Consider the following 14759-nt stretch of genomic DNA (forward strand, 5'->3'; position numbering starts at 1 on the left):
CACGCCGTCGTCGTCGCTGCCGCACCCCTCGGCCATGCCGCACCCCTCGGCCATGCCGCCCTCCTCGGACCTGCCGCCCTCCTCGGACCTGCGCCGTCCCACGGCGCACCGCTGGCATGAGACCACGCGCACACGACAGCGTCGATGCGGTGCAGCGCGGTGCCGGATCCCGACCGGTCTCATCTGTCCCCCCGCCGGCGGCGGGCCACCAGCAGCAGGGCGGCGCCGGCGAGGACCAGGGCCCCGGCCGTCCCCGCGTGCGCCGCGACCTCGACACCGGTCCTCGCCAGCGCGGCGGTGTGCGGGGCGGCGGCGTCCGGGACGGAGGCGTCCCCGGCCGGCGCCGTCGTCGCCGGGACGTCAGTCGGCCCCGGCGTCTGCGGCCCCGGCGTCTGCGGCCCCGGCGTCTGCGGCCCCGGCGTCTGCGGCCCCGGCGTCTGCGGCCCCGGCGGCACGGCCTCGGTCGTCATGGCGTCGTCCCCGACCGTCCCCAGGCCGGAGACCGCGGCCACCGTCGCCCAGCTCGTGAGGTGCCCGGCGGCCACGTCGTCGGCCGTCACCTCGCGCGGCCGGTCGGCGGCACACGTGGTCGACTGCGCCGGCGCCAGCACGGTCTGCCCGCAGCTGACCGGCCCGGTCACGGTGTCGGTCACGGCGACGCCGGTCAGTGTGAGGGTGCCGGTGTTGCTCACCTGGTAGCGGGTCCGCACGAGGGCGCCGGGCCGGAGGGTCGCCGTCCCGTCGCCGGACACCCGCTGGTGCTCCAGGGCGAGGTCCACGGCCGCACGCGGAGCGGCGGTCGGGACGGCGCCCGTCGCCGACGGCGAGCGCACCTCGGCGCCGGTCAGCGCGGCCGTGCCGACCGCGACGGCGTCGGCCCCGACCTGCCCGGCGAGGAGGTCGGCCTCGGTGACGACGTGCCCGTCGGTGGCGCACTCCGCCGACCCGCCCGGCGCGAGCACCGCCGTGGCGCAACCCGCGAGGGCGCCCGAAGCGCCGGTGACGGTGATGCCGGTGACCGGGACGTTGCCGGTGTTGGTGACCACCAGGCGCCACGTCACGGTGTCCCCGAGGTCGGCGGCGGCCTGCCGTGCCGGCGGGCCGACGAGCGCGACCGAGGTGAGCGCGAGGGACGGCGCCGGGGCGGTGGACACGCGTGCGCCGGCCGGACCGCTGTGCACGACCGCGCCGTCGCGCACGGAGGCCGCCGAGGCCTCGGCCGTGGTGGCGCGCTCGCCGGCGGTGGCGTCACCCTCCGTCAGCACGGAGGGGTCGGAGACGCAACGCTCCGTCCGGCCCACCGGCAGCCGGCTGACCGGGCAGCCGACGTACAGCTGCGGGTCGCTCACCCGGAGGTCCTCGAGCGTGACGTCGCCGGTGTTGGTGACCGCCACGGTCCAGGTCACGGTCTCCCCCGCCTCCAGTGCCCGGTCGCCGTCATCGGCCCAGTCGGCCGTCGTGACGGCGGTCAGCGCCGGCCGGGCGGCCGGGACGGCCACGGGCGCGGACGCCGGACCGGACCGGACCGGCGACCCGCTCCCCGGTGTGCCGAGGGCCGTCGCGGTGAGCCCGACCGGCCGACCGGCGTCGATGTCGTCCTGGACGAGGGTGTACGCCTCGCCGCCCGTGCAGTCGGTGGACTCCGACGGCGCCAGGACCGTCGCCGCGCACGTCGCCGTGCCGCCGGCGGAGTCGGCCACCTCGACGCCGGTCATCGTCGCCGTGCCGGCGTTGGACACGACCCACCGGTAGGTGATCCGGTCGCCGACGGCGGTCGCGGTCCCCGTCGCTGTCCCGGCGAGCTGCAGGCGGCCGACCGGCGCGGCGGTCGCCATCACCACGGCGGCCGACGGGGACGTCTCGGTCACCCCTCCGGCGGTCCAGGTGGCGGTGGCCGTCGCCTCCGTGCCCACCTCACCCGCCCGCAGGTCGGCCTCGGTGACCGTGCGGAGGGCGTCGCCGGTGCACAGCGCCACGCCTCCGGGACGCAGGGAGGCGGTGTCGCAGGTGACCGTCCCGCCGCGGGCGTCCTGCACGGCGACCGCGTCGAGCGGCACGGTGCCGACGTTGGTCACGGTGTAGTGCCAGCGCACGCGGTCCCCGAGGTCGGCCGGTGCGGTCCCGCCGACCACCTCGGCGGCGATGACGGTGACCACCTCCGGCCGAGCAGCCGCCGGCACGCTGCTCGCCGCCGCGGCGCTCGTGCCCGGCCCGCCCCGGGGGTCGGCGGCCCAGGCGACGGCGTCGTCGTGCAGGGTCCCGGCGGACTCCTCCGCGGCGGTGACGGTGTGCGCGCCCGTGCCGCAGCGCGCGCTGGCACCGGAGGCGAGGACGCCCGGCGTGCACGTCGCGGGGCCGGCGAGCGACCCGCTCGCGCTGACGCCGGACAGGGTGACGTCGCCGGTGTTGGTGACCAGCAGCGACCACTGGACCGTCTCGCCCGCCTCGAGCACCCCGGCGGCGCCCCGGTCGTCCCAGTCGGGCACGGACACCAGCGTCAGGGCCGGCGCGGCCGCGGCCAGGGCGACCGGATCGGAAGCGGGCCCGAACGGCAGGACGGTGTCCGACCCCGCGGGGACGCCCGAGACCCACGCGGTGCCGCCCACGGGCCGGCCGGCGTCGAACTCGGCCTGGGTGACCCGGTGGCCGGCGCCGGCGGTGCACGTGGTGGCCTCCCCCGGGGCGAGGACGTCCTGGACGCAGCCGACCGGCCCCAGCAGGTCGTCCGAGACGGTGACCAGCCGCATCGTCACGTTGCCGGTGTTGGCGACGCCGTGCGCCCAGCGCAGCTCGGTGCCGGTGCGCACCGCGCTCGGGTTGCCGCCGGAGGCCCGCACCGTCACCTCGAGGGAGCGGACGAGGCCGGCCAGCCCGACCACGTCCTCGGCGGGCGCGGAGCGGACGGTGCCGCCGAGCGCGGCCGGGACGCCGGCGGCGGTGGCGCGGCCGGTCAGCCGCCCGGCCAGCAGGTCGTCCTCGTCGACGACGTGGCCGCGCACGGCGGCGCAGCCGGTCGTGGCGCCCGGCGCGAGCACGGTCTCGTCGCAGGTCACGGCGCCGGCGCCCGCGTCGTCGACGGCGACGTCCCGCACCGTGACGGTGCCCAGGTTGGTCACCACGTACCGCCAGGTGACGGCGTCGCCCAGGTCCGCGGCGTCGGGACGGCCCGGCGGGGCAACCTCTCCGGTGAGCGTGAGACCCAGTGCCGCGCGGGGGTCGTCGGGCAGGGCCGCCGAGGACGGCGCAGCCTGCACGAGGGAGCCGGTCCGCCGGGCGGTCGCCGTCACCCCGGCGGTGACGGTCCGCTGCCCGGCGAGGACGTCGCCGGCGGTCACCGTGTACGGCGACGCGACGCAGGTCATGCTCTGTCCGGGCGCCAGAACGGCCGCGTCACAGGTCAGCGCCGGGGCGCCCGGGGCGTCGACGACCGGGTCCGCCAGAGTGACGTCGCCGCGGTTCCCCACGACCGCGGTCCACACGACCGTCTCGCCGGCGTCGAGGGCGCCGTCGCCGTCGGCGTCGTCCCAGTCGGGCACGAGCGTCACCCCCACCGCGGGCGCGCCGGCTGCCAGCGGCAGCTCGGTGCGGACCGGGTCGAAGTCCAGGTCCGCGGTGCGGTCCGGCGTCCGCCCGGACGCCGTCACCACGCTGGCGACGGGCGCACCGAGGTCGAACTCGCCCTGGGTCACGCGGTGCGTGGAGTTGGCGCGGCAGGTCATCGTCTCCCCGGGCGCCAGCCGGTCGCGCGGGCACGTGACGCCGCCGCCGGTGAGCGACTCCTGGAGCCGGATCCCGGACACGACGACGTTGCCGTCGTTGGTCACCTCGTAGGTGAGGTCCACGGTGTCCCCGGCGCGCAGCGCGGCGGGGTCCGCCCCGGCCGGGACGGCGGCCCGGGTCTGCACGCGCAGCTCGCGGTCGGCCGGGGTGACCGCCACGGTCGCCGTCGCGCCGTCGTTGCCCGAGGCGGGGTCGAGGGCGTCGGAGGCGAGCAGGACCGCACCGTTGACCACGTCCGTCGCGGCCTCGGCGGTGCCGTCGACCACGAGCGTCACGGTCTGGCCGGCGGCGAGGGTGGGGATGCGCCAGGTGCCGTCGGAGTCGCTGTACGTACCCGCCGAGGGCATCGCGCCGGAGACCAGCACGCCGGGGCGGGGCTCCTCGCGGACCAGCACGTCGCGGGCGTCGGAGGGGCCGAGGTTGGTGGCGGTGACGGTGAACCGGACCGGGTCGCTCTGGACGACGCCGGGGGTGTCGGCGGTCTTGGCCACCGCGACGTCGGCGCGCCGCTCCACCGGGACGGTGACGCTGCTGGTGTCGTTCCCGCTCACGGGGTCGGCGGAGGCGGCGGTCACCGTCCGCGTCCGGGTGAGCGTCGCGTCGGTCCAGCTCGAGCGCAGCAGTCCGACGTGGGTCAGCTGCCAGGTCTGGCCTGCGGCCAGCTCGCCCAGCGTGCACAGCAGGACCCCGCCGTCGACGGCGACGCCGTCCTCGACCGTTCCGGAGAACGTGCAGGTGCCGCCCGCCGAGGACGTGCTGGCGGGGAGCACCTGCCCCGCGCCGACCGCCTGGCTGACCAGCAGGCTCTCGGCGCGGGTAGGGCCGGCGTTGACGACGGTGACGAGCGTCCGCACGTCGGTGCCCGGCACGACCGGGGAGCCCGGGTCGGCGGCGTTCTCCACGGTCTGGGACAGGGCGAGGTCGGCCTCCAGCACGATCTCCGCGGTGACGGTGTCGGTGTCGTTGCCGGGGTTGCCGTCGGGCACGGCGGAGACGGCGGTGACGCTCGCGCCCCCGGTGCCCTCCTCGGCGGCGGGGCCCACGACCGCCTGGCCGGTGATGACCAGTCGCTCCCCTGCCGTGAGGACCGGGATGCTGCAGCCGGCGCCCGGGGTGCAGCCCGGGTAGGAGATCGCGGCGGTGACGACGCCCGGTGCCAGGGTGGCGCGCACGACGACGTTGGTGGCGTCGGACGGGCCGTCGTTGGAGACGACGAGGGTGAAGGGGAACCTGTCGCCGGGACGCACGGTCGAGTACTGCGGATCCACCTGCAGGTCGACGCCGACGTCGGCGAGCCGGGTGCCGCCGCCGGAGACCTCGGCCGTGAGGTCGGCGACGTCCGGGTCGGGGGTGGTGACCGAGACCGACACCGCGTTGTCCACCTCCCCCGCGCCGGAGGCGGACAGCTGCAGCTCGATGCGCACGGCCGCGGACTCCCCGGGCGCCAGGTCCGGCACGGTGCAGCGCAGCGAGCGCGACCCGGAGGCCATCGAGCACGACCCGCCCGGCACGGACGCGCCGAGCAGCGTCGAGCCGTCGGGGAGCGCGTCGAGCAGCACCACGCCACGGGCGGTGGAGGGCCCGTCGCCGCGGACGGTGGCGGTGTAGACGACCGTCCCGCCGGCGACACCCTGGGGCCGGTCGGCGGCCAGCGTCACCGAGACGTCGGCGGAGGCGGTGACCGACGAGGTGGCCGAGGCGGTGTTGTTGCCCGCGGCGTGGTCGTGGGCGTCGCCGGTGGCCGCGGCCGACACCGTGTACTGGGTGCCCGGCACCGAGCCGGACGGCACGGTGCCCGACACCGTCACCGTCCGGCCGACACTCGACGCGAGGGCCGACAGCCGGCAGGTGACCGTGCCGCCGGCGACCGTGCACGGGCCGCCGGTGCTGCTCGCGGTCACGCCGGACAGCTGTGCCGGGACGCTGACGGAGACGACCGGGGCGGGCTCGGTGCTCGGGCCGTTGCCGCGGACGGTCGCCGTCCAGGTCGTGGAGGAGCCGGCGACGAGGGCGGCGGGGCTCTGCGCCAGCGAGACGGCGAGGTCGGCCGCCGCCCCCACCGGGGTGCTCACCGTCGTCGACCGGGACGTGCGGGCCGTGCCGGTCAGCGGGTCGGTGAACCCGACCGTCGCGTCGTCGCTGACGGTGGTCGCCGAGGCCGCCGGCCGGACCCGCGCCTGCCAGCTGACGCTGTGCGCCTCCCCGGGCGCGACGGCGCCGCCGGCCGAGGCGGTGGCACCGGCGCCGATCCGCAGCCGCACGGTCCGTGTCGCGGCGTCGTACTCGGCGACGTCGTCCCCGGCGGCATCGGTGCGGGTCACGGTCGCCGCGCCGGCGGTGGTGCGGATCGACCCCGGCACGAACTCGACGCCGGCCGGCAGCTCGTCGGTCACGACCGTGGCCCGCGCCGGGTTCCCGCCGTCGTTGCGCGTGGTGACCGTGTACGTGAGCACGTCGCCCACCTGCGCGGTGGTGCCACCGCGCTGGGTCGTCACCGTCTCGGTCGTGACCAGGCACGGCCCGGTGCCGAAGGAGATGCTGTCGAGGAAGTTGCCGACCGAGGTGTTGCCCCCGGACGCGCTGACCGACTGGAACGCGAAGCGGGTGGTCGTCTGGCCGAGGGGGACGGTGTAGACGCCGCTGTGCGTGCCCCAGGCGGTCCTGCCGTCGCTGAGGTTGCCACCCTGGCGGGTGGCGGCGGTCAGCAGCACACCCGGGACGGCGATGTGCACGGCCATGGTGTCCACGCCCAGGCGCCCGCGGTGCTGCAGTTCCCAGCGCAGCGTCTGGCCGGGTGTGGTCGGCACGTCCTGGTAGAGGGTGGACACCTGGTTGGCGTTGAGCTCGGCGAACTGGGCGCCCGACCCCGCCGGCACGTTCTGGTAGTTGCGCCAGAGCTCGATCTGCCGGTCGGTGGCCGTCGTGTACCAGCCCGGGACCTGGTTCTGGTGGAGGAAGGCCAGGTCGTTGGCCGGGATGGCCGGCAGCTCGAAGCCGCCGTTCGCCAGCGCCACGGACGACGAGCAGGACACCGGGTCCTGGGCGGCGGTCACCACCTCGGTGACCGGTGCGGCCGCGGGCAGGACGGCGACGACCGCGCCGGCGTACAGCCCGGCGGCGAGGGCCAGCGCCCCCCACACCAGCGAGCGTCCGCGCACTCCTCGCTCCGCCACGTCGACCTCCCCCGTGCGCCCGTCCCACTGACCACGCCGGTCACTCGGGAGTGCGCAACCTGTCAGCGGCGGAACGCGCCCCCGGGGACGCCGGAGCGTGTCGCGAGCAGAAAGTCCGGCCACCGCCCCTCGGGCATCGACATGGCGACTGCGCAGGTCAACGGCCTGCCATCGCCCTGCCGTGCGGCGGCGCCACGTGGCGGCTCTTCCCGCATGGGTCTCTCACCACTAAGGTATCCGGACATGGCAGCGGCGCGCCGGGTGCGGATCGGGATCGACACCGGGGGCACGTTCACCGACGTGGTCGCCGTCGACGAGGAGACCGGGGCGACGGCGACCACCAAGACGCCGTCGACCCCCGCCGACCCCGCCGAGGGCTTCCTCAACGGCGTCCGCAAGGTCCTCGGCCGGCTCGGCCTGTCCGGCGACGCGGTCACCGCGGTCAGCCACGGCACGACGGTGGCCACCAACCAGCTGCTCGAGGGCAAGCTCGACCGCATCGGGTTCATCACCACCGAGGGCTACGAGTCGGTGCTGGAGATCGCCCGGCAGTCGGTGCCCGACGGCTACGGCAACAGCTACTTCTGGGTCAAGCCGCCGCGGATCGTCCCCGCCGACCTGGTGCGCACCGTGCGCGGCCGGCTCGACCACACCGGCGCCGAGGTGCGCCCGTTCGACCGCGACGACGCCGTCGCCGCCGCCCGCTTCTTCCGCGACGCCGGCATCACCACCGTGGGCGTCTGCTTCCTGCACGCCTACGCCGACGACACCCACGAGCGGGCGATGCTCGAGGTGCTGCGCGAGGAGCACCCCGGCGCCGTCGTGTCGATCAGCTCGCAGGTGCTGCGTGAGTACCGCGAGTACGAGCGGTCGGTGACCACGCTGGTCGACGCCGCGGTGAAGCCCAAGGTCGGCGCCTACGTCACCAACATCCGCACGCGGCTCGACGAGATCGCGCCCGGCGTGCCGTTCTACGTGATGAAGAGCAACGGCGGCGTGCTGTCGGCGGCCGAGGTGGTCCACCAGCCGATCACCACGATGCTGTCCGGCCCGGCGGCCGGGGCGCTGGGCGCCGCGCTGATCGCCGGGACGGCGGGCTTCGACCGGGTGCTCACCTGCGACGGCGGCGGCACGTCCACCGACGTCACCGTGGTCATCGACGGCGAGCCCGCGCTGACCACCGAGGGCTCGGTCGGCGACTACCCGTCGAAGATCCCGATGATCGACGTCGTCACCGTCGGCGCGGGCGGCGGCTCGATCGCCTGGCTCTCGCCCGAGGGCACGCTCAAGGTGGGCCCCAAGTCGGCCGGCGCCGACCCCGGCCCGATGTGCTACCCGCGGGGCGGGGACCAGCCGACCGTCACCGACGCGCACGTCGTCCTCGGCCGGATCCCCCCGCACCTGCTCGGCGGGGAGATCCCGCTGTCGGTCGAGGCCGCCCGCGGCGGGCTCGAGGCGCTCGGCGGGCGGCTCGGGCTGTCGCTGGAGCGCACGGCGCTGGGCATCCTCGAGATCTCGGCGTGGAACCAGGCCAACGCGCTGCGCCAGGTCACCGTGGCCCGCGGCCTCGACGTCCGCGACTTCACGCTGACGACGTTCGGCGGCTCCGGGTCGCTGCTGGCCTGCCGGCTCATGGACGTCCTCGGCCTGCCCCGCACGCTCGTACCGCCGAACCCCGGCAACGTCAGCGCGTTCGGCCTGCTCACCGTGGACGTCCGCAACGACTACGTGCAGACGGTGGTGTCGCGGCACACCGACCTCGACCTCGACCGCGTGCAGTCGGTCTTCGGCGCGCTGGAGGACCAGGCGCGCAAGGCGCTCGACGGCGAGGGCTTCGGCCGGGACGCCCAGCGCATGCAGCGGACGGCGGACCTGCGCTACGTGGGCCAGGCCTTCGAGGTCCGCGTGCCCGTCGCCGACGGCGCGCTCGACGCGGCCGCCACCGACGAGGTCGCGCAGGCCTTCCACGCCGCGCACCGGCAGCTCTACGGCTACGACTTCGCCGACGACCCGCGCCAGGCCGTCGAGTGGGTGAACCTGCGGGTCAGCGGGATCGGGCCGATCCGCCGTCCCGACATGGTCGAGCTCGAGCCGCGCGAGGGCGGGACGGACCGGGCCGTCACGGGCTCGCGCCGGGTGTTCTTCGACGACTGGGCGGACACCCCCACCCTCGACCGGACCGCCCTCGCGCCCGGCGACGTCGTCCGCGGCCCCGCCGTCATCGAGGAGTTCGGCTCCACCGTCCCGGTCCACCCCGGCTTCGCCGCCACGGTCGACGCCTACGGGAACCTGCTGCTCACGAAGGAGTCGGGCCAGTGACCGCCAGCCTGCTGAACGGCAAGACCGAGGCCGATCCCGTCCTCGTCGAGATCGTCGCCGGCACACTGGCCGCGATCGAGAAGGAGGTCGAGACCTCCATCGGCCGCACCTCCCGCTCGCCGATGATCCGCGACGCGCACGACTTCCGGGCCGGCATCCACGACCGGCTGCTGCGCAAGCTCACCGGCCGCTCGTACTCGGCGCTCGTGCACCCGGTGGTGCGCGACTACCCGATCGGGACGATGCACCCGGGCGACGTCTTCTTCCACAACGACGTCTACCTCTCCGAGGGCGGGATCGGCCACCTGCCCGACCTGTGCGTGACCGTGCCGGTGTTCGCCACCGACCCGGACTCGGGGCAGCAGCGGGTGGTCGCGTTCATCCAGGCCTTCGGCCACCACGACGACATCGGCGGCGCGGTGCCCGGCTCGATGCCGAGCGCGGCCACCAGCGTGTACGAGGAGGGCTTGATGGTCCCCCCGATCAGGCTGTGGGACCGCGGCGTGCCCAACGAGAGCGCGCTGAAGATCATGACGCGCAACTCGCGGATGCCCGACTCGCTGGCCGCCGACCTCGACGCCGAGTGCTCGGCCTGCCTGGCCGGCGCGCGGCGGCTCGGTGAGCTGTTCGACCGCTACGGCGTGTCCGCCGTCGAGGCCTGCTTCGACGCGATCCTGGCCAACTCCACCGAGGTCTACCGGCGGGAGATCCTGTCGCAGATCCCCGACGGCACCTACGTGTGGGAGGACTACGCCGAGCACGACGGCGTGGAGGCGCCGAAGCTGCACCGCCAGCGGATCACGCTGACCATGGACTCCTCGGCGGAGACCCCGCTGGTCATCGACTTCACCGGCACCGGCCCGCAGGCCAAGGGACCGATCAACCACTGCGGCGACTACGCCGACGGCAACTTCCTCAAGAAGTGGCTGGCGCCGATCCTGCGCAACCTCGCCGAGACACCCGAGCGGATGGCCGAGCTCGACGTCAACGAGGGCGTCGTCCCGCTGATCGAGATGCGCTTCCCGGAGAAGGGCACGCTGCTCACCCCGGTCTTCCCGGCGCCGACCAACGCCCGCACGTTCGTCATCCTGCGGCTGCTCGGCGTGCTGGCGGGCGTGCTCGCCAAGGCCACCGGCGGCCGGATGCCCGCCGACCAGGAGACGATCCGCTACACCGGCGTGTACGGCACGGACCTCGAGGGCCAGCCCTACCTCATGCGCGAGGTGCTCGGCGGCGGCTCGGGCGGGCGCTACTACGCCGACGGCGAGGACACGATCCACGTCGTCCCCGACTCGCGGAACCTGCCCACGGAGTTCACCGAGTCCCGTTTCCCGCTGCGCGTCGAGCGCCTGGGCCTGGCGCTGGACTCGGGCGGGCCCGGCCGGTACCGCGGCGGCTGCGGCTACGAGAAGCACGTCCGGGTCCTGCGCGACGCGCACTTCATGTCGATCGCCGACCGCTCGATCCTGTCCTGCTGGGGCGTCAACGGCGGTCGCGCCGGGCGGCCGTTCCAGGTGACCGTGGACCCGGGCGGCCCCGGCGAGCACGACGTCGACGCGCTGGCCGACGCCGAGCCGCTGCCGGCCGGCACCGTCGTGCGGATCCGCACCACCGGCGGCGGCGGGTGGGGCGACCCGCTGGAGCGGCCGGTGGAGGAGGTCCTGCGCGACGTCGCCTGGCGCAAGGTGTCGGTGGCCGGCGCCCGCGCGGACTACGGCGTCGCGGTGCTCGAGGACGGGACGGCGGACCTCGACGCGACCACCGCCCTGCGCGACGAGATGCGCGCCGCCCGGACCGGCGACGAGCCGTTCTTCGACCGCGGCCCGGGCTACGCGCTGCTGTCGGGCGGCGCGACGTCCAACGAGTTCGACGTCCTGTAGCGGCGCTCCGGGTGGCAGGAACGGCCGTTCCTGCCACCCGGACCGCTCAACTGAGGGGTTCGGTGCTCCCCGGCGTCGGCTTGACGTCGTCGCCGGTCTGGCCCTCGTCGCCCTCGGTGGACGTGTCCTCCTCGATGTCCTCCGGGCGGAGCGGCGTCTCGGAGAGCACGTTCTCCCGCGCCTGGTCGCGGTCGGTGCCGGGTACCTCGGTCATCGGTCCTCCTCGGGGTCGGGTACCGCTCCCCTACCCGTGTCCTGAGCGGGCAGGCGCGGGTTCGCCACGGGTGAACGGGCGGCGCGCAGCACCTCGGCGGTGACCTCGTCGGCGGGCAGGAACGCCTCGACCGAGAGCTCCGCGGCGGTGAGGTCCACGGCGGTGCCGAACGTGGTCACCGTGCTCAGGAAGGACAGCACCCCGTCGTCGGTGCGCAGCCGCAGCGGGACGGCGATGCCGTCCGGCGTCGAGCGGTCGGTGCCGCCGGGCAGCGCGGCGAGCTCCCGGTGCAGCGCGGCCAGCCCCGGGTCGCCGGTCAGGTGCGCCTCGCGGCCGAGCCGGTGCAGCAGGTGCGCCCGCCACTGCGGCAGGTTGGCGATCCGCGGCGCCAGCCCCTCGGGGTGCAGGCTCAGCCGCAGCACGTTGGCCGGCGGCTCCAGCAGGTGCGGGGGCACGCCGTCGAGGAACAGCGCCACGCTCGCGTTCGCCGTCACCAGTTCCCAGGACCGGTCGACGACGACGGCCGGGTACGGCTCGTAGGCGGTGAGCACCAGGTCCAGGGCACGGGTGACGGCGGCCATGTCGGGCGAGTCGAGGGCGCGGCGGCCGTAGGCGGGGGCGAACCCGGCGGCCAGCAGCAGCTCGTTGCGCTCGCGCAGCGGCACCTCCAGCCGCTCCGCGAGGCGCAGCAGCATCTCCCGGCTCGGCCGCGCCCGGCCGGTCTCGAGGAAGCTCAGGTGCCGCGCCGACACCTCGGCGTCGCTGGCGAGGTCGAGCTGGGACAGCCGGCGGCGCTGCCGCCAGACGCGCAGCAGCTCACCGACCGGCGGGCGCGTCAGGGTGGTCACGACGGCGACGCTAGTGACGACGGCGTCCGGCGTCGCCTACCTGCGAGGTAATCGACCCGCCTCTCCCGCGGCGCCACGGTCTGCGGCATGACAACGACAGCCACCCGCCCCCGCACCCTCGACCTGCTCCGTGTGGCCCTGCGTCTCGACGCGGTCGTCACGGGCGCCAACGGGGCGGCCTACCTGGCCGCCGCTCCGCTGCTGACCGACCTGCTCGGCGTCCCGTCCGGGGTGCTGCGCGGCCTCGGCGCCTTCCTGCTGGCCTACGGGGCCGGCGTCGCCCTGGTGGCGGCCCGCCCGGTGATCTCGGCCGGCGCCACCGAGGTCGTCGTCGGCGCCAACCTGCTCTGGGCGGCGGCCAGCGTCGCCGCCGTCGTCGCCGGCCGGTTCGACCTCACCGCCGTCGGCAGCACCTGGGTGCTGCTGCAGGCCGGCGTCGTCGCCGGCTTCGCCGCCCTGCAGGTCCACGCCCTCCGCACCCGCTGACCCACCCATCCCATCCCATCCCGAAGGAGAGAACCGCCGTGACCGCCACCCCCGACCTCGCCGACCGCTACCTCGCCGCCTGGAACGAGACCGACCCCGCCACCCGGCGCGCGCTGATCGCGGAGGTGTTCGCCGAGGACGTCACCTACACCGACCCGATGGCCGACGTCGCCGGCCACGACGGGCTGGACGCCACCATCGCCGCCGTGCACGGGATGTTCCCGGGCTTCGTCTTCCGGCTGGCCGGCCAGGCCGACGCCCATCACGACCAGGTGCGCTTCACGTGGCACCTCGGACCCGAGGGCGTCGAGGCGCCGGTCATCGGCTCCGACGTCGCGGTGACCGGCGCGGACGGGCGCATCCGCACCGTGCTCGGCTTCCTCGACCGGGTGCCCGCGAGCGCCTGACCCGTCACCCCCCGGCCGCGATCATGGCGCCGGGACCACCCACCGGGCTCCCGGAGTGGTCCCGGCGCCATGGTCGTCGGGGATCACCGGCGCCGCCGCTGCCACCAGCGGCGGCGCGGTGGGATGTCCGGGACGGCCTCCTCGACGACGGGCGGGGGCGGCGGGCGGTCCCGGCGCCAGCCCTCGACCAGCGCCTCGACGTCGGCCAGGCCCGGCACCGGCGACCACCGGCTCGGCTGCGGCCGGCGCCAGAAGGCCTCGACCCGGGCGTTGTAGTCCCCGACGACGGCCCGGACGGCGCCCTCCGACGGCAGCCCGGCCACCCGCTCGGGCAGCTCGTCGCGCTCCCGGCGCAGCGACAGCCCCGGGGGCAGCATCTCCGCGGGCCGGATGCCCTCGCGGCGGGCCTTGGCGATCGCCCAGTCGTAGGCGGTCTCGTCGGGGTCGAAGGCCGGCAGCGGTTTGCCCGCACCGGGCAGGCCGCTGAAGTCGCCGCGCTCCTGGGCCCCGCTGATCTGCCGCTCGACCCAGGTCTCGAACGACACCCCCGGCGGCTTGCGCTCGGTCACCCGACCACCTCCGGCTCCCATGCTCCGCCTCTGGGAGGCTCGGCCGCATGCGGACGACGGGCAGCCGGGAGGTCTACCGCAACCCGTGGATCCGGTTGCGCGAGGACGTCGTGGAGCGCGACGACGGCTCCACCGGCGTCTACTCCGTCGTCGAGAAGCCCGACTTCGCGCTGGTGATCGCCGCCGAGCGGAACGGCGTCTGGCTGGTCGAGCAGTTCCGCCACCCCGTGGCCCGCCGCGCCTGGGAGTTCCCCCAGGGCACGTGGTCCTCCGGCAGCAGCGGGACCCCCGAGGAGCTGGCCCGCGCCGAGCTCGCCGAGGAGACGGGCCTGCGGGCCGCCCGGATCGCGCACCTCGGCCACCTCGACCTCGCACCCGGCCTGTCCACGCAGGAGTTCGACGTCTGGCTGGCCACCGATCTGACGCCCGGCCCGACGGCCCGTGAGGCCACCGAGGCGGACATGGTGGCGGCCTTCGTGACCGAGGCCGAGCTGCGGGCGATGATCGCGGACGGCCGCTTCACCGACGGCCCGTCGCTGGCCGCCTACGCCCTGCTCCTGCTCTCCCGGGAGAGCCATTAGCGCGACAAAGGCCCCTACGCGGCGCGCAGGGTGCGCAGGGCGGGGGTGACGCGGGCGAGCTCGTCGAGCATCGCCGTGCCGCCGGCCTCGAGCTCGGTGTCGGGCACGAACTCGTCCTCCTCGTCGAGGAACTGGGCGGAGAACGGCACCGACACCGCCTCGGGGACGGTGTGCGCCCGCAGCGCGGGCCGGCTCGTCGAACACCGGCGGGCCCACCTGCGCGAGGTCGACGAGCTCGACGTCGAAGCCGGCGTGCTCCTCGGCCAGGCGCTGCACCCAGCGGGCGACGGCGATGCCGCGGCGGCCGGGACGGGTGCTGGCGGCGACCACCTGCAGGACGGGACGGGACACCGGGACCTCCGGGGACGGGGCAATACCTCGTTGAGAGCTCAACGTCCCTCGGTCCGGCCGCTTCCGAACCGCGGGTGATCCCCGCCGCACCGCCGTGACCCGATCGTGCCTGGACGGCGTCGCTCCGGACGTGCCGCCGGGCGGAGGCGTC

General features: G+C 75.8%; 10 protein-coding genes and 1 pseudogene. 5 read left to right on the forward strand and 6 right to left on the reverse strand.

Annotated features, from left to right (window positions below; all coding sequences use genetic code 11):
- Positions 1-179 precede the first annotated feature (179 nt).
- A complete protein-coding gene (locus tag HLV61_RS16025) occupies positions 180-6953 on the reverse strand; it encodes a DUF7507 domain-containing protein (RefSeq protein ID WP_369257163.1) in 6774 nt (2257 codons plus the stop codon).
- 243 nt (positions 6954-7196) lie between these two features.
- On the opposite strand from HLV61_RS16025, the gene HLV61_RS16030 reads away from it, so the two are divergent.
- Both HLV61_RS16030 and HLV61_RS16035 read left to right on the forward strand, forming a co-directional pair.
- A complete protein-coding gene (locus HLV61_RS16030) occupies positions 7197-9272 on the forward strand; it encodes a hydantoinase/oxoprolinase family protein (protein WP_369257165.1) in 2076 nt (691 codons plus the stop codon).
- The gene (locus HLV61_RS16035) at positions 9269-11152 is read left to right on the forward strand and encodes a hydantoinase B/oxoprolinase family protein (protein ID WP_369257167.1); all 1884 of its coding nucleotides are present in this window, start codon (positions 9269-9271) and stop codon (positions 11150-11152) included. Before HLV61_RS16030 ends, HLV61_RS16035 begins: the two co-directional genes overlap by 4 nt.
- A gap of 46 nt (positions 11153-11198) precedes the next feature.
- On the opposite strand, the gene HLV61_RS16040 is transcribed toward HLV61_RS16035, so the two are convergent.
- Both HLV61_RS16040 and HLV61_RS16045 read right to left on the reverse strand, forming a co-directional pair.
- A complete protein-coding gene (locus HLV61_RS16040; protein WP_369257169.1) occupies positions 11199-11366 on the reverse strand; it encodes a hypothetical protein in 168 nt (55 codons plus the stop codon).
- The gene (locus HLV61_RS16045) at positions 11363-12214 is read right to left on the reverse strand and encodes a helix-turn-helix domain-containing protein (protein WP_369257170.1); all 852 of its coding nucleotides are present in this window, start codon (positions 12212-12214) and stop codon (positions 11363-11365) included. Before HLV61_RS16045 ends, HLV61_RS16040 begins: the two co-directional genes overlap by 4 nt.
- Positions 12215-12301: 87 nt before the next feature.
- Between HLV61_RS16045 and HLV61_RS16050 the strand changes: the two genes are divergently transcribed.
- Positions 12302-12700: a hypothetical protein gene (locus tag HLV61_RS16050; protein WP_369257172.1), complete on the forward strand. Its 399-nt coding sequence runs from the start codon at positions 12302-12304 to the stop codon at positions 12698-12700.
- Positions 12701-12738: 38 nt separating this feature from the next.
- On the forward strand, positions 12739-13107 hold the full coding sequence (locus HLV61_RS16055; protein ID WP_369257174.1) for a nuclear transport factor 2 family protein: 369 nt from the start codon (positions 12739-12741) through the stop codon (positions 13105-13107).
- An 83-nt stretch (positions 13108-13190) separates the two neighbouring features.
- On the opposite strand, the gene HLV61_RS16060 is transcribed toward HLV61_RS16055, so the two are convergent.
- Positions 13191-13676, reverse strand: coding sequence for a J-domain-containing protein (locus HLV61_RS16060; protein ID WP_369257176.1), 486 nt, complete (start codon positions 13674-13676; stop codon positions 13191-13193).
- Positions 13677-13723: 47 nt separating this feature from the next.
- On the opposite strand from HLV61_RS16060, the gene HLV61_RS16065 reads away from it, so the two are divergent.
- Positions 13724-14257, forward strand: coding sequence for an NUDIX domain-containing protein (locus HLV61_RS16065; RefSeq protein WP_369257178.1), 534 nt, complete (start codon positions 13724-13726; stop codon positions 14255-14257).
- 14 nt (positions 14258-14271) lie between these two features.
- On the opposite strand, the gene HLV61_RS16070 is transcribed toward HLV61_RS16065, so the two are convergent.
- Both HLV61_RS16070 and HLV61_RS16075 read right to left on the reverse strand, forming a co-directional pair.
- Positions 14272-14406 carry a hypothetical protein gene (locus tag HLV61_RS16070; RefSeq protein ID WP_369257180.1) on the reverse strand — a complete coding sequence of 45 codons (135 nt, stop codon included), beginning with the start codon at positions 14404-14406 and terminating at the stop codon, positions 14272-14274.
- Between the two features lie 97 nt (positions 14407-14503).
- Positions 14504-14698: pseudogene (locus HLV61_RS16075) on the reverse strand (hypothetical protein); the annotation flags it as partial.
- Positions 14699-14759: the final 61 nt, after the last annotated feature.

Source organism: Geodermatophilus amargosae (assembly GCF_041028265.1).
GTDB lineage: Bacteria > Actinomycetota > Actinomycetes > Mycobacteriales > Geodermatophilaceae > Geodermatophilus > Geodermatophilus amargosae_A.